The organism is Streptomyces sp. DG2A-72, from assembly GCF_030499575.1.
Lineage (GTDB): Bacteria > Actinomycetota > Actinomycetes > Streptomycetales > Streptomycetaceae > Streptomyces.
In genome coordinates this window covers 7,447,114-7,461,941 of record NZ_JASTLC010000001.1, presented here as the reverse complement: position 1 = coordinate 7,461,941, position 14,828 = coordinate 7,447,114, and the positions used below count along the sequence as shown (strand labels likewise).

Sequence of the window (14,828 nt, the reverse complement as noted above, 5' to 3'; positions counted from 1 at the left end):
CACCTGCCTTTCGTGCCGTATGGCGGGTGTGCCGGGTGTCAGCTTGCGGACTTCAGACCGAGGTTGACGAAGTCGTACATACCGCTGTAGTTGTCGGTGGTGTAGACGTTCGCCAGTCGGGCGGAGCGCCAGTTGATGAACTTCTCGAAGACGAAGGGCATGTAGTAAGCGCCCTCCATCACCTTGTGGTTGATCTCCGTGGAGATCTCGGTCTTCTTCGCCTCGTCCAGCTCGTTGATGTAGCTGTCGAACAGGCCGTCGATCGTCTTGTCCTTGATCAGGGCGAAGTTGTTGTTACCGCTCTCCAGGATGTACTTGCTGTCCCACAGCGGCATGCCGTAGCCCTGGACGGTCGGGAAGTCCGGGCCCCAGCCCATGATGATGATGCCGTAGCCCTTCTTCTTCACGTTGGAGGGGCTGCCGATGATGCCGGTGGTCTGCGAGCCGTCGAACTGGTCGATCTCGGCGTTGATGCCGATCTTCTTCAGCGACGCCTGCAGGGACTGGGCGGTGGCCACCTCGACCGGCTTGTTGTTGCGGACGGCGATGGTGGTCTTGAAGCCGTTCGGCTGACCGCAGGCCTTCAGCGCTTCCTTGGCCTTGGCCGCGTTGCCGCTCTTGTTGGCGCCCGCCATCTCGTACGGGTCGTACTTCTGGCCCTCGGAGCCCGGGACCGACGGCGGCAGCATGTTGGTGCCGATGTCACCGCCGGCGATGGGACCGCCGCGCGCGGTCTGCAGCGACACGTGGTCGGCGCCGTAGATCACGGCCTTGCGGCACTCGATGTTGTCGAACGGCTTCACGCTCTGCGGGAAGACCGCGTAGCGGATGTAGCCGGAGACCGGGTTGTCCAGGTTGGCCTTGTGCTCCTTCAGGGCGGTGGTGCGGCCCTGCGGCGACATGCCGGTCTGGTTGATGTCGAGGTCCAGGTCACCGCTGATCAGACGCTGGTCCAGCTGGTTGGCGTCCGAGAAGAACTGGACGGTGATCTTGTCCGGGTACGCCTTGCGGATCGGGTCCGAGGCCTGCTTCCAGTTGGTGTTGCGGACCAGCGTGAGGTCCTTGCCCGGGCTGTACGACTCGAACTTGTACGGGCCGGAGGAGAACGGCTTCAGGCCGTACTTGGACTTGGTGTCCATGTCCTGGCGGACCGGGGACGCCGAGATCAGGGCCAGCATGTCCGGGAAGTCCGAATTGGCCTGCGGCAGCTTGAAGATGATGGTCTTGTCGTTGGGCGTCTCGATCGCCTTCAGACCCAGCTTGTCCTTGGAGGTGTCCTTGTACGGGCCCTTGTACTCGCCGTTGGGGTCGAGCACGTCCTTCAGGTACACCGGACCGCCGGACAGCACGTCCTGCGCCCACACGCGCTCGATGCCGTACTTGACGTCCTTGGAGGTGATCGGCTTGCCGTCCTCCCAGGTGACGCCGTCACGCAGGGTGAACGTGTAGGTCTTGCCGTCGTCCGAGACCTTGCCGGTGTCGGTGGCGAGGTCCGGAGTGAGCTCGGCTCCGGCCTTGCCGGGCTCCGCCTTGCCCGTGACGAGCTGGCGGCTGTAGTAGCGCGCGAAGTTCCACATGAAGCCGTAGTAGCCGCGCGTGGTGTCCCACGAGTCGGCGTCCTGGGCGCCACCGAACTTCAGCGTGCCGCCCTTCTTGGCGAGGGAGGCCTGGGCGACCTTGTTGTTGGCGGCGTCGAAGCCGGCCGCGCCGGTCTTCGAGCCCTCGCCGTTGTCGCTGTCGCCACCGCCGCACGCCGCCGTGGTCAGCAGCGCGGCGACCGCGGCGACAGCGGCAAATGCCTGCTTACGCCGCCCTGAGGTGCGTTTGGTAGTCACGATCTCGGATCCTCCGGTTTGATGAGAGACCCCGTGTCAGTGCCACGGGACGCTTTAGGTACGGCAGTTCAGCGGGAGCCCTTCGGGTCCAGCGCGTCACGCACGCCGTCGCCGAAGAGGTTGAAGGCGAGGACAGTGATGAAGATCGCCACACCAGGGACCACCATGTACATGGGATCCGACTCGTAGTAGTCGATCGCGCTCGAAAGCATCTGCCCCCACGAGGCCGTGGGCGGCTTGACGCCCACGCCCAGGAAGCTGAGTGCCGCCTCGGTGAGGATGTTGGTGGGGATCATCATCGTCGTGTACACGATGATCGGTGCGACGAGGTTGGGCAGCAGCTCCTTGAACAGGATGTACAGCCGCCCGGCGCCCAGGGAGCGGGCGGCCTCGACGTATTCGCGTTCGCGCAAAGAAAGCGTCTGACCGCGTACCACGCGTCCGATGTACGGCCACCCGAAGAAGCCGATGACCAGGATCATCACGAACACGCGCACGCTGGACCCGGTCAGGCCCAGCATGTCGTTCGGCATGACGGAGACCAGCGCGATGATGAAGAGCAGCTGCGGGAAGGCCAGCAGACCGTCCATCACCCGGCTGATGACCGAGTCGATCCAGCCGCCGAAGAAGCCGGCGAGGATACCGAGGACGGTGCCCAGGACGACGGCGACGACGGCCGACAGGAAGCCGACCAGCAGCGAGATCCGGGCGCCGTAGAGGATGCGGGCGAGGATGTCGCGGCCGTTGACCGGCTCGACGCCCAGCAGGTGGTCGCCGCTGATGCCGCCCAGCGAGCCCGTGGGGGTGCCGAACAGCGGGTCGATCAGCTCCTCGTGATACTCGTTCGGATCCTGCCCGAGCAGGTTGGTGATGACCGGCGCGAGCAGGGCGACCACCACGAGGAGGAGCACCACGACGCCGCCCGTCAGAGCGAGCTTGTCCCGCTTCAGGCGCTCCCAGGCGATCCGGCCCAGGGAGCGACCCTGTACGGCCTTGGCGCCGGTGCCTGCGACCGCCGCTTCCTCGGCCGCGCTCGGGGCCGCCTCGGCGGTCGGCTCGTGCAATGGTGCCGTCATCTGGCAGGGACCCCTCTCAACCGGTGGTAACCGGCCCGCACGTGCCGCTGTGGCGGCGTGATCAGTCCGTGTACTGGGGTTTCGAACACCCCTGGTGCGGGAGTCTTCAACGCTTTGGCGACGCGTTGCCAGACTTGGCGGTGAAAGGATGCGTAACCGTGATGCGGCGTCCAGGGTTCCGTTATCCGGACAGCGGGTAACGGGGGCCGGACGAGGACAAGTCGGGCATCCGGCGCGGGTCAGGGCTTTCCGTCGCGGTCTACGCGCGAAGAAGAGTTCCGCCCCTGTGGCGGAGGGTGGCCGCGCACCATGTGTTCAGTATCCGCCGTGAGCCGGCGGGTAGCCGTACCCGGCGGCGGGGGCCTGGGCGGGGGCCGCGTGGGCCTCGCGGTCGTAGAAGGGGCGGGCCTGGGCCCGCATCCACATCGCGACCGGGTCGTACTCGTCGGACATGGCGACCGTCGACACCGGCAGGCCGTCCGGGACCGCGCCGATGGACTGCTGCATCATCGCCCGCACCGAGTCCACGGCGGCCGGGCTGGTGTCGTATACATCGAGGCCGATGGCGAGGTACGGCGCCCCGAGCGCCGGCTGCACCCAGGCGCGGCGCAGGGTGCGGACCGCGGGAGTGCGGTGGGCGTTCTGCGCGAGCAGGGCGTAGAACTGCGGGATCTCGATGCCGGGCTCCGACAGCCGCAGCGGCCCCGCGGGCTGCCGCTCCAGGCCGGTGGCGATGCGGCGCAGGTCGAGCCAGGGGATGCCGACACCGCCGCCGGGCGCGTGCGGGTTCAGCCAGAGGCCGTAGTGGTCGGGGTAGAGGGTGCGGGCGACGTCCACTCCGTCGACGACTTCGTAGGAGCGGTTCCAGCCGCTGGCCGAGAGTTCCTGGGCGGAGGTGACACAGGGGGCGTAGCCGTGGCCGTCGACCTCCATGTTTCCGTACTGCGCGTCCGGTGAGCCTGCCTGGCCGTGCCAGAGGAGCATCCAGACCTGGCCGGCGGAGGGGGTCGCGAGGGCGCGCAGCAGTGCCTCGTAGGCGTCGTAACGCCCGGGCGTCACCTGGCGCAGCATGTGCTCGACCTGGCCGGTCGCGATGCTGGCGCTCACCTTGTACCGCCCCTTCACTGGAGGTTCCCCGGATTATGGAACCAGCTTAAGCGCCCAAGAGCTCGGGGCTTGTTGCACGTCGGCGAGTGCGGGTCCGTTGTGGCTTGTCGCGCCCACGCGGCGGAGCCGCACATCGATACAGCCCCGCGCCCCTGGGGTGTTGCAATCACCGTTGGTAGAAGGGGCGGGCCCTGTTGCGCATCCACTCGGCCACCGGGTCTTGTGTTACGTCCAGGAGAACCAGGTTTACCGGCCACTTCACGGGGACCTTCGCCAGGGCTCGGCCCAGCGCGTCCAGTGGAAGGGCCCTGATGTCGCCCTCCCACTGGGAGAGTTCGACGCCCACGAACATGACCGGATCGGCCGTTTCGATCGCCGCGAGGCAACGGCGGGCCGTTGTCACCACGCCGGTCCGGTCGAACTCGGTGGCCGCCGCGGACAGGAAGTCCACGGGGTCGTCCTGCCAGTCCGGTTCGTAGAGCTTGACCCGGCCGCCGGTGGTGAGGCCGTCCAGGGGGGTGCGGCCCACGCGGCAGAGTTCGGCGACGGCGGGGGGCGGGAGGGGGATGCCGACCACGCCGTCGGGGTTCACCGCGATGCCGACCTGCGGGGGCAGGCCGCGGGCGAACTCCACCGCGGGAGCGATCGTGTACGACATGTGGGAGCCGGCGATCTGGCGGAACTGTTCCTCGGAGCTGAACACCGGGACGTAGGCCTGGCCGCCGAGTTCGAGTGTGGGCAGGTCGAGCGGAACACTGTCCGGGCCGCCGCCGTTCGGGAGCGGGACCCAGACGAAGCTGCGTCCGAGGACTTCGATGATCCGTCCGCCGGCCCCCGGGACGTTGAGGGAGGCGGAGAGCACCTCCTCCAGCTCGTTGCCGGGCCAGCCCCCGTGCGGGTGGGGGTGCGCCTGTGCCGGGAAGTCCGGGAAGTCCCCTGGGAAGTCCATCTTCTGTCAACCGCCTGCCGAGATCACTGCTGTGGCTCAAAGGCTAGCGGGTGGAATACCGGGGTCAGCCCGTGAAGCCGATCCTGCGCAGCACGTCCGCCGCGTTGCGGTCGAGCAGGACCGCCGAGCCGCAGCCGTCGGGCAGATCGCCGCGCTCCACGGAGCGGATCAGCCGGGCGGCCGCCGTGCGATGGCGCAGGAAGGCGTAGCGGGAGACGCCGCGTCCGCGTTCGCGCTGGCCCTCCAGGGCGGTGCCGGGCGCAACGTCGAGCAGCAGGAGGTGCAGGGTGCCGCCGCGGCGGCGGGCCTCGCGGGACAGCCAGCGGCGCACCCAGGACTGCGTACCGCAGTCGTGGACGACGACTCCGGTGCCGGTGCGCAGGGCGCGGCGCAGTCCGGTGTAGTGCGCGAGGCGGACCAGAGGGCGGTAGACCGCGTACGGCAGGAAGCGGGGCGCGCGGGTGTCCCAGCGGTCGCGGGTGTCCTGGGAGTCGATCCGGATGCCCTTCACCGTGCGCGCCATCAGCGTGGACTTTCCGCTTCCGGGCAGGCCGGTGATCACGACGAGGTCCTTGGGGCCGAAGAGCAGTGCGTGCGGGCTGCGGCCGGCGCGGTCGCGCAGATCCCGGACGACAGGCGCCCGGTGCGCGCCGCAGGCCTCCTTGGCCGGGGCCGTGTGCTGCTCGGGCAGCGCGAGGGCCGAGCTGGTGGCGTACGCCGTGATCCTCTTCACCGTGATCGTCCTCCCCTGGGGTCGGGAGTTCCCATCCCCGTCGAGTGTAAAGAGAAGGTAATACGCGGCGTCTCCCGTTTACGTCCGCTTCCCGCAACAAGCCTGCTACAGGCCACTGAGCCCGACTGTGAACCTGAGCGGTCCCTGTGGACGGTCGTCTTGAAAGGTCCCCCTGCCGCGGTCGGCGGATGCGTGCAATGATGTGCGCGCCAACTGCATACCGGCCGCTTGAATCCGCGCGGGAGAGTTCCCAGCACCGCTGTCGCTGGGGCGCCGAAGGAGCAAGTCCCTCCCTTGAATCTCTCAGGCCCCGTTACCGCGCGGGCGAGGCACATCTGAAAAGCGGGCCGCTGCCGCAGTGGCTCCACCCAAGGTGCAAACCGTGATCTCCACCGGTCACGGCGAACCTCTCAGGTTCCGATGACAGATGGGGAGGAACTTTCCTCGCCTGTCATGCCTTGGGAGCAGATCCGATGAGCAGTACGCCTCTGCGTCACACCGCGCTCGATGCCCTGCATCGTTCGCTGGGCGCGACGATGACCGACTTCGCCGGCTGGGACATGCCCCTGCGCTATGGCTCCGAGCGCGAGGAGCACCTCGCCGTACGCACCCGGGCCGGGCTCTTCGACCTCTCCCACATGGGCGAGATCACGGTGACCGGCCCCCAGGCCGCCGCCCTGCTGGACTACGCCCTCGTCGGCAACATCGGTGCCGTCAAGCCCGGCCGCGCCCGCTACACCATGATCTGCCGCGAGGACGGCGGCATCCTCGACGACCTGATCGTCTACCGGCTGGCCGAGACCGAGTACCTGGTCGTGGCGAATGCCGGTAACGCGCAGACCGTCCTGGACGCGCTGGTCGAGCGCTCCGAGGAGTACGACGCCGAGGTGCGCGACGACCGGGACAACTACGCCCTCGTCGCTGTCCAGGGCCCCGAGTCCCCCGGCATCCTGAAGTCGCTCACCGACGCCGACCTCGACGGACTGAAGTACTACGCCGGCCTGCCCGGCACCGTCGCCGGCGTCCCCGCTCTCATCGCCCGCACCGGCTACACCGGCGAGGACGGCTTCGAGCTGTTCGTGAAGCCGGAGCACGCGGTCGAGCTGTGGCAGGCGCTGACCAAGGCGGGCGAGAGCGCGGGCCTGGTCCCGTGCGGCCTCTCCTGCCGGGACACCCTGCGCCTGGAGGCGGGCATGCCGCTGTACGGGCATGAGCTGTCGACCGGGCTGACGCCCTTCGACGCCGGGCTCGGCCGGGTGGTGAAGTTCGAGAAGGAAGGCGACTTCGTGGGGCGCGCGGCGCTGACCGAGGCTGCTGCCCGGGCCCAGGCGAACCCGCCGCGCGTCCTCGTCGGGCTCGTCGCCGAGGGCCGCCGGGTGCCGCGCGCCGGGTACGCCGTCGTCGCCGGCGGCGAGGTGATCGGCGAGGTCACCTCCGGCGCCCCCTCGCCCACCCTGGGCAAGCCGATCGCGATGGCCTATGTCGACGCCGCGCACGCGGCGCCCGGTACGGCCGGGGTCGGTGTGGACATCCGCGGCAGCCACGAGCCGTACGAGGTCGTGGCGCTGCCGTTCTACAAGCGCCAGAAGTAGACACTGGGCTGTGATGCCGGGCACATCCTCCCTGCTCACAACCGTCTTCCGCAGTCCCCCATTCACCAGCACTCCCCCGCGTACAGGAGAATTCAGGCCATGAGCAACCCCCAGCAGCTGCGCTACAGCAAGGAGCACGAGTGGCTGTCGGCCGCCGAGGACGGCGTCGCGACAGTCGGCATCACGGAGCACGCGGCCAACGCGCTCGGCGATGTCGTCTTCGTCGACCTCCCCACGGCCGGTGACACCGTGACCGCGGGCGAGACCTGCGGCGAGCTGGAGTCGACGAAGTCGGTCAGCGACCTGTACTCCCCCGTCAGCGGCGAGATCACCGAGGTCAACGAGGATGTGGTCAACGACCCGTCGCTGGTGAACTCCGCGCCCTTCGAAGGCGGTTGGCTGTTCAAGGTACGTGTCGCTCAGGAGCCGTCCGACCTGCTCTCCGCCGACGAGTACACCGCCTTTTCCGCCGGCTGAGGAGTCGTACCGAATGTCTGTCCTCAACACCCCCCTGCACGAGCTGGACCCGGACGTCGCCGCCGCCGTCGACGCCGAGCTGCACCGCCAGCAGTCCACGCTCGAGATGATCGCCTCGGAGAACTTCGCGCCGGTCGCGGTCATGGAGGCGCAGGGCTCGGTCCTGACCAACAAGTACGCCGAGGGCTACCCGGGCCGCCGCTACTACGGCGGTTGCGAGCACGTGGACGTGGTCGAGCAGATCGCCATCGACCGCATCAAGGACCTGTTCGGCGCCGAACACGCCAACGTGCAGCCGCACTCGGGCGCCCAGGCCAACGCGGCGGCGATGTTCGCGCTGCTCAAGCCCGGTGACACGATCATGGGCCTGAACCTCGCGCACGGCGGGCACCTGACCCACGGCATGAAGATCAACTTCTCCGGCAAGCTGTACGACGTGGTCGCCTACCACGTGGACGACTCCGGTGTCGTCGACATGGCCGAGGTCGAGCGGCTGGCCAAGGAGTCCAAGCCGAAGCTGATCGTGGCCGGCTGGTCGGCCTACCCGCGGCAGCTGGACTTCGCCGCGTTCCGCCGGATCGCGGACGAGGTCGGCGCGTATCTGATGGTCGACATGGCGCACTTCGCCGGTCTGGTGGCAGCCGGGCTGCACCCGAACCCCGTCCCGCACGCGCACGTGGTCACCACGACCACCCACAAGACGCTGGGCGGCCCGCGCGGCGGAGTGATCCTTTCCACCGCCGAGCTGGCGAAGAAGATCAACTCCGCGGTGTTCCCCGGTCAGCAGGGCGGTCCCCTGGAGCATGTGATCGCCGCCAAGGCGGTCGCCTTCAAGGTCGCCGCATCGGAGGACTTCAAGGAGCGGCAGCGCCGTACCCTGGAGGGTGCCCGCATCCTCGCCGACCGTCTGGTGCGGGAGGACGTGCAGGCGGAGGGCGTCGACGTGCTCTCCGGCGGCACGGACGTGCACCTGGTCCTGGTCGACCTGCGCAACTCCGCGCTGGACGGCCGACAGGCCGAGGACCGCCTCCACGAGGTCGGTATCACGGTCAACCGCAACGCGATCCCGAACGACCCGCGTCCGCCGATGGTGACCTCGGGCCTCCGCATCGGCACCCCCGCCCTCGCCACCCGCGGCTTCACCACCGAGGACTTCGCGGAGGTCGCGGACGTCATCGCCGAGGCGCTGAAGCCGTCGTACGACGTCGAGGCGCTCAAGGCCAGGGTCACCGCGCTCGCGGACAAGCACCCGCTGTATCCCGGCCTGAACAAGTAAGTCCCCCCTGGTGGGACACCCGGCCACCCGGCCCTGATCGCCGGAATGCCGGGTGCCCCACCACCCCCGCTTTGAGGAGTCCCCGTGGCCATCTCGGTCTTCGACCTGTTCTCGATCGGCATAGGCCCGTCCAGCTCTCACACCGTGGGCCCGATGCGCGCGGCCCGCATGTTCGCCCACCGGCTGCGGGGCGAAGGCGTCCTGGACTCCACCGAGTCCGTACGGGCCGAGCTGTACGGTTCCCTGGGCGCGACCGGACACGGCCATGGCACGCCCAAGGCGGTACTGCTCGGACTGGAGGGCGCGTCACCGCGCACGGTGGCCGTCGAGACCGCCGACCAGCGGGTGGAGGACATCAAGGCGGCGGGCCGGCTCCGGCTGCTCGACGAGCGGGAGATCGCCTTCAATTTCGACAAGGACCTGGTCCTGCACCGCCGTAAGACACTCCCCTACCACGCGAACGGCATGACGCTCTGGGCGCACGACGCCTCCGGCGCCGAACTCCTCTCCAAGACCTACTACTCCGTGGGCGGCGGCTTCGTCGTCGACGAGGACGCGGTCGGCGCCGACCGCATCAAACTCGACGACACGGTCCTGAAGTACCCCTTCCGCACGGGCGACGAGTTGCTGCGCCTCACGCAGGAGACCGGCCTGTCGATCTCCGCACTGATGCTGGAGAACGAGCGGGCCTGGCGGACCGAGGAGGAGATCCGCGCGGGCCTGCTGGAGATCTGGCGGGTGATGCGGGAGTGCGTGGCACGCGGCATGTCCCGCGAGGGCATCCTGCCGGGCGGCCTGAAGGTACGGCGGCGGGCCGCCAACACGGCCCGCAAGCTGCGCTCGGAGGGCGACCCCAAGGCCCTGGCCATGGAGTGGATCACGCTCTACGCGATGGCGGTGAACGAGGAGAACGCGGCGGGCGGCAGGGTCGTGACGGCCCCCACGAACGGCGCGGCCGGCATCATCCCGGCGGTCCTGCACTACTACATCAACTTCGTACCCGGCGCCGACGAGGACTGCGTCGTCCGCTTCCTGCTGGCCGCCGGCGCCATCGGCATGCTCTTCAAGGAGAACGCCTCCATCTCCGGCGCCGAGGTCGGCTGCCAGGGCGAGGTCGGCTCCGCCTGCTCCATGGCGGCGGGCGCCCTCGCCGAAGTCCTCGGCGGCAGCCCCGAACAGGTCGAGAACGCCGCCGAGATCGGCATGGAACACAACCTCGGCCTCACCTGCGACCCCGTCGGCGGCCTCGTCCAGATCCCCTGCATCGAACGCAACGGCATGGCCGCGGTGAAGGCGGTGACCGCCGCGCGGATGGCCATGCGCGGGGACGGCTCCCACAAGGTGTCCCTCGACAAGGTCATCAAGACGATGAAGGACACGGGCGCCGACATGAGCGTGAAGTACAAGGAGACGGCTCGGGGCGGGCTCGCGGTGAACATCATCGAGTGCTGATGGGGTGGGCCCTGACCTGCGCGTTCGTGTCTTTCAGTGCTGTCGGGGCCATTCCTGCTCACGCGGCGGAAAGTCCCTGGAAACTCCCTGGGGAATCCCCTCGCGTGGGCGTCTGACCTGCGGGTTCGTGGCACATAGTCAACGACGGGAACTCCGCCGCCACCATGCGGATGTATCAAATCGACCCCCTGAATCAGACTGAGGGGCGCCATTCGATACACGAGTGCTGCGGAAAACTCCCGTGTGCAGCAGCGGCTGGTCTCTCCCCTACGTTCACGACAGCGCAGGCAGTCAGGCCCTGCTCTCTCCCCCGCGATCTGGCGCACTTGGTCACGGAAGGGGAGCCCCTTTCTGCGGTAACGGCACCGGGGGTGGCGGCGTCGGGAAGGTGTCAGCCGGTGGCCGCGACCGCGTCCCACAGCGCGCAATGGTGAGCGGCGATGAAGTCACCGGACAGGCTGGGGCCGTCGGCCGACGCGGTCCGAAGGACCATCACCTCGCCCGGCCGGACGCGCCGGTCGGCCATGTCGGAAAGGCCGGGGGCACGGGGGACTCCGTGTGCGACGAACCACGACCAGTACCGGATCATCTGCCGGGAGAGCTGCCGCTCCCCGCGCTGAAGGGCGCCTCATGTCCGTGGTGCCGGAAGAGGTACTGGAGGTCGTTGGTGTGCGTGGCCCCGAAGTCGTAGTCGGTGTTCTGGTTGCGGAGGTTCTCGGCGGGCGGACCGGTCACGTCCGCGAACTCGTACTGGTACACCGGGGCACCCTGGGCGAGCTGTCGGCTGACGCGGGCGGTCGGGCAGGAGTAGTCCCGGTCGCCGCGGGCGGCGGCGTGCGCGAGCGTGGGGGTCGGGTAGCCGGTCAGGGAAAGCGCGCCAGCACCTCGTCTGCGATGTCCTCGCCGAACCAGTCGCGCATGGTCCGGGGGTACTGCTCCGCCGTCAGCGGCTGCCCCTTGCCATCGAAGTCGAAGTAGTCGAAGTACCGTCCCTCCGTGCGGGTGGTGCCGAAGAGGACCGGCACCTTGGCCTGCCGGCCCGCCGCGAACGTGTCGGCTGGTCGCCTACATGGACGGGCCCGACCGCTGTCTCGTGCACACCCGCTCGGGAGACCTCGTACGCCTGTCCGCCACCCCGGATCCGGACGGACGACCCGACCTGTGCGATCCGACCGCCCACGCCTCCGCGCTCTACGCCTGGCTCGCGAGCGGGAGGCCCCTGTACGAGGCCCTCCCCGAGATCACCGTACGCACAGGCGACACGGCACACCCCGTCACCGTCGAACTGATCCCGTCGTCCCCACCGCCGGCCGGATCTCACGCCTCCAACTCGGCGAGCCCCACCCGGATCCGCTCGGCACCGATCCGGTCACCGTTCTCCTCGTAGTGCACAGCGGCGGTACGAAGATCCTCCGCCGCATCCGCCGGACGGTCCGAGAGACGATGGCACCGGGCCCTCGACTCGAAGGCGTCTGCAAGCTGCAGTCCCGCGCCTGCCGTCTCCATGGCCTTGATGGCCTTGTCCAAGCTCACGCGCGCGAGGTCCGTGTCCCCCGCGTCCATGTGCAGCTCGCCCAGGCTCATGTAGACCCGGCCCTCGTTGTAGGCGTCGCCACCGTCGGGCAGCCCGCGGAACCGTACCAGCGCGTCGTTGAGCCGGGTGAGGGCGGCTGCGAAGTGCCGCTGCTTCGTCTGGGCACGGCCGATGTGGTGCTCCAGCAGGGCCGTGGCACGAGGCAGGTCCTTCCACCCGTCGTCGCCCTCCCGGACACGCCTCAGGATCTCCCGTGCCTCCTCGAAGCACCGCTGGGCCTCCGTATACCGCCACCGCCTGAGACGGAGCAGCCCCAGAGCCTCGACGGCACTCGCCTGCCCGCGATGATGGCCGCAGGCCTCGTCCGCGACCACGGCCTGAGCGAGGGCCTCCTCGGCATCGTCCGCCCGCCCGGCTCCCATGTACCCGAACGCGAGTTGCACCAGCATCCGGCCCACCGCACGCCGGTCACCGAACTCCGCGGCGCAGCGCCGGGCGGCCTCGACTCCGAGCAGATGCGTGTCGATCCACTGGGCATGGAAGCCGAGCAGCAGATGCAGACCCCACATCGCCTCGCACAACTGCCATAAGAGGTCGTCGAAGCCGTGGTGATCGGCCGCCCGGATGACGGCCGCGAGGTTCTCACGCTCGCGGCGCAGATCCGCCAGCGCGCGCTTGCCGTCCGCCGGATCACGATCCTCGGGAAGAACGAGTCCCCGATAGGCGGGGCCGAGCCGCCAGCGCAACGGCATGACCCGGAAGTCCGCTTCGGCCGCCCACCGCAGATACGCGACCGTCACCCGACGGACCCCGGCGGAGATACGGCCATGACCGTCCTGTGCCACCGCAAGCTCACGTGCGTGCGCCCGCGCCAGGTCGTGGAAGCGGTAGCGCTCCTCCCCGACCTCCTCCAGCAGGTGCACCCTGGCCAACTGCTCCAGCAGTTCCCGGGCTTGGTACTCCTCCACGCCGGCGGCCTGCGCCGCGCACATGACGGACACGGTCGGCCACGCCCACACCGCGATCGCACGGTAGAAGGCGGCGCATTCGGGAGTCAGCTCGTTGTACGAGGCATCCTGGGCGTGGCGAACAGGATCGGCGGAACCACTTGGGTCGTCGGTGCTTCCCGATGGCATGGCGTCGCCTCCCTGGCCCTGGCCGTGGATCCGTTCGGTCAACTGTCGCGCCACCCGCTCCCAGGCCAAGTGCTCCCGGACAGCGAGACCGGCGCCCGTGGTGCACAGTGCGAGAGGAACACCACCAGCAGCCTGAGCCACGGCCTCAACGACCGCGTCCGGAGCCGCCGGTCGTTCGCTCCCCGCGACCCGCCGGAGCAGGAGGACGGAATCCGAGGTCGACAGCGGCCTCAGGACCTGCGGACGAGCGCCGTGCTCGGCCACCAGGCGGCCCAGCCGATGCCGACTCGTCACGAGGACGAGGCACCCGGACGAAGCCGGGAGCAACGGGACGACCTGCGCGTCGGCATGGGCATTGTCCAGTACGACCACCATGCGCCGGTCGGCCATGCAGTCGCGGTACAGATCCCGTTGACGGGCCTCATCACCGGGCACCTCGGCGGGCGGAAACCCGAGACCTCCCAGAAGCCGCGCAAGCGCCTCGGAGGGAGACAGAGCCGTACCGGAGGACGCGCCGGCCAGGTCCACGAACAGGACCCCGTCGGGGAACCGCTCCCGCAGTGCGTACGCGCTGTGAACGGCGACTGCGGTCTTGCCGATACCACCCGGCCCGGTGAGGACGGCGATCGTCGGCGCCCCCGGTATGGGGTCCGCGTGATCGAGCAGTGCCGTGATCCACGCGAGCACGTCCTCGCGGTCCGTGAACACCGCGGTCGCCGGCGGCAGCATCTGCGGACGGGAGGCGCCGTGAGCCACGGCAGGCACGGCACGCGGCGCCAGCCAGGATGCCTCACGGACCCACTCCGCGAGATCACGGGCGAACTCCGGGGATCTACGGGCGACTTCCATCAGCCGTAGCGTGGCTGCCATCTGCTCTAGCCCGGTGACGGGCAGGGTGGGTTGCTGCTCACCGTCTCCGGAACCGGTGCCCGCTCCCTCGTCCTCAGTACGTGCGCGACCCAGCAGGCCGTAGAGCCTCTCCGAGGTCCGCCTGCCCATCTCTCCGCCCGCTCCGGAAAGAGCGCCCGAAGCGACCGTGCCGACGGCCCAGAGCGCCGTACTCATCAACGGTTCCACCCAGGACTCCCCCAACTCGCAGCTCCCGCAAGGCTATCGACAAGATCGGAGCACGGGCGGGAAAGGGCCGACACTGCGAGGGCGCCGCGCGGCGGGTCCGCAGGACCCCCGCATCCGGTCCTCACCGAGATCGACTGGATATCCCTCTCAGCCGCATTCCACCTGACCGCCACGGGACCCATTCCGTTGGCGTCCTTCTCCCACTGCCGAATCCCGGCCAAGACCATCCCTGATCATGAGGATCTGACGCCTACGGACTTCAACCATGGCGACCTCCCCCGCTCCTGGCGAAGGCCCCGTCCGCCCGGCCTCCGTGTCCCTGCACGAAGGCACCATCGCCGCCCTGAAGGCACGTACCGGCAAGCGGGACATGTCGGCCTACAGTTCCACCGTGACACCCTGTGTTACCCCGTCCAAAGGTGTCCGGCCGCACTGTGGCCGCACATGGCCACACCCACGGGTGTTCCGGGGGCCGGAACGTCATTGTCACCGACCTACAGGGCAGCCGCAATGATGCTGCTTCGGCACCGGAACCGAGCCCTCAGCGACTCTCGGAAGCCGGGCTCAAGTGACACGCTCAACTC

At 69.1% G+C, this 14,828-nt stretch carries 14 protein-coding genes and 1 riboswitch; of the genes, 5 read left to right on the top strand and 9 right to left on the bottom strand.

All coding sequences use genetic code 11. The annotated features are described in order from the left end of the window. Positions 1-38 precede the first annotated feature (38 nt). The 5 genes from QQY66_RS35645 to QQY66_RS35625 all read right to left on the bottom strand — a co-directional run bounded on the left by QQY66_RS35645 (position 39) and on the right by QQY66_RS35625 (position 5,700). Positions 39-1,835, bottom strand: coding sequence for an ABC transporter substrate-binding protein (locus QQY66_RS35645; RefSeq protein WP_301984445.1), 1,797 nt, complete (start codon positions 1,833-1,835; stop codon positions 39-41). A gap of 68 nt (positions 1,836-1,903) precedes the next feature. Next, positions 1,904-2,911 (bottom strand): ABC transporter permease, encoded by a 1,008-nt coding sequence (locus tag QQY66_RS35640; RefSeq protein WP_301984444.1) that lies wholly within the window; start codon positions 2,909-2,911, stop codon positions 1,904-1,906. Between the two features lie 315 nt (positions 2,912-3,226). Then, the gene (locus QQY66_RS35635; protein WP_301984443.1) at positions 3,227-4,018 is read right to left on the bottom strand and encodes an enhanced serine sensitivity protein SseB C-terminal domain-containing protein; all 792 of its coding nucleotides are present in this window, start codon (positions 4,016-4,018) and stop codon (positions 3,227-3,229) included. Positions 4,019-4,184: 166 nt separating this feature from the next. After that, entirely contained in the window at positions 4,185-4,967 is a 783-nt protein-coding gene (locus QQY66_RS35630; RefSeq protein ID WP_301984442.1) for an enhanced serine sensitivity protein SseB, read from the bottom strand. Positions 4,968-5,031: 64 nt separating this feature from the next. Then, on the bottom strand, positions 5,032-5,700 hold the full coding sequence (locus tag QQY66_RS35625; RefSeq protein ID WP_301984441.1) for an AAA family ATPase: 669 nt from the start codon (positions 5,698-5,700) through the stop codon (positions 5,032-5,034). Positions 5,701-5,929: 229 nt separating this feature from the next. Continuing rightward, positions 5,930-6,029: riboswitch (glycine riboswitch) on the top strand. A 144-nt stretch (positions 6,030-6,173) separates the two neighbouring features. On the opposite strand from QQY66_RS35625, the gene gcvT reads away from it, so the two are divergent. The 4 genes from gcvT (at position 6,174) to QQY66_RS35605 (ending at position 10,497) form a co-directional block, all read left to right on the top strand. Beyond that, positions 6,174-7,292 carry a glycine cleavage system aminomethyltransferase GcvT gene (gene gcvT, locus QQY66_RS35620; RefSeq protein WP_301984440.1) on the top strand — a complete coding sequence of 373 codons (1,119 nt, stop codon included), beginning with the start codon at positions 6,174-6,176 and terminating at the stop codon, positions 7,290-7,292. Positions 7,293-7,391: 99 nt separating this feature from the next. Further along, a complete protein-coding gene (gcvH, locus tag QQY66_RS35615; RefSeq protein ID WP_301984439.1) occupies positions 7,392-7,769 on the top strand; it encodes a glycine cleavage system protein GcvH in 378 nt (125 codons plus the stop codon). A gap of 13 nt (positions 7,770-7,782) precedes the next feature. Beyond that, the gene (gene glyA / locus QQY66_RS35610) at positions 7,783-9,045 is read left to right on the top strand and encodes a serine hydroxymethyltransferase (protein WP_301984438.1); all 1,263 of its coding nucleotides are present in this window, start codon (positions 7,783-7,785) and stop codon (positions 9,043-9,045) included. Positions 9,046-9,129: 84 nt separating this feature from the next. After that, positions 9,130-10,497, top strand: coding sequence for an L-serine ammonia-lyase (locus QQY66_RS35605; RefSeq protein WP_301984437.1), 1,368 nt, complete (start codon positions 9,130-9,132; stop codon positions 10,495-10,497). A 391-nt stretch (positions 10,498-10,888) separates the two neighbouring features. Here QQY66_RS35605 and QQY66_RS35600 read toward each other — a convergent pair whose 3' ends face one another. The 3 genes from QQY66_RS35600 to QQY66_RS35590 all read right to left on the bottom strand — a co-directional run bounded on the left by QQY66_RS35600 (position 10,889) and on the right by QQY66_RS35590 (position 11,522). Next, the gene (locus tag QQY66_RS35600) at positions 10,889-11,023 is read right to left on the bottom strand and encodes a hypothetical protein (protein WP_301984436.1); all 135 of its coding nucleotides are present in this window, start codon (positions 11,021-11,023) and stop codon (positions 10,889-10,891) included. Positions 11,024-11,082: 59 nt separating this feature from the next. Continuing rightward, positions 11,083-11,256: a hypothetical protein gene (locus QQY66_RS35595; RefSeq protein WP_301984435.1), complete on the bottom strand. Its 174-nt coding sequence runs from the start codon at positions 11,254-11,256 to the stop codon at positions 11,083-11,085. Positions 11,257-11,360: 104 nt separating this feature from the next. Further along, complete coding sequence (locus QQY66_RS35590; protein WP_301984434.1) at positions 11,361-11,522, bottom strand: hypothetical protein; 162 nt, start codon at positions 11,520-11,522, stop codon at positions 11,361-11,363. Positions 11,523-11,566: 44 nt separating this feature from the next. Here QQY66_RS35590 and QQY66_RS35585 point away from each other — a divergent pair, with 44 nt between their 5' ends. Next, the gene (locus QQY66_RS35585) at positions 11,567-11,884 is read left to right on the top strand and encodes a hypothetical protein (protein WP_301984433.1); all 318 of its coding nucleotides are present in this window, start codon (positions 11,567-11,569) and stop codon (positions 11,882-11,884) included. Here QQY66_RS35585 and QQY66_RS35580 read toward each other — a convergent pair. Beyond that, positions 11,815-14,232, bottom strand: coding sequence for an NB-ARC domain-containing protein (locus QQY66_RS35580; RefSeq protein WP_301984432.1), 2,418 nt, complete (start codon positions 14,230-14,232; stop codon positions 11,815-11,817). The genes QQY66_RS35585 and QQY66_RS35580 overlap by 70 nt on opposite strands. Positions 14,233-14,828: the final 596 nt, after the last annotated feature.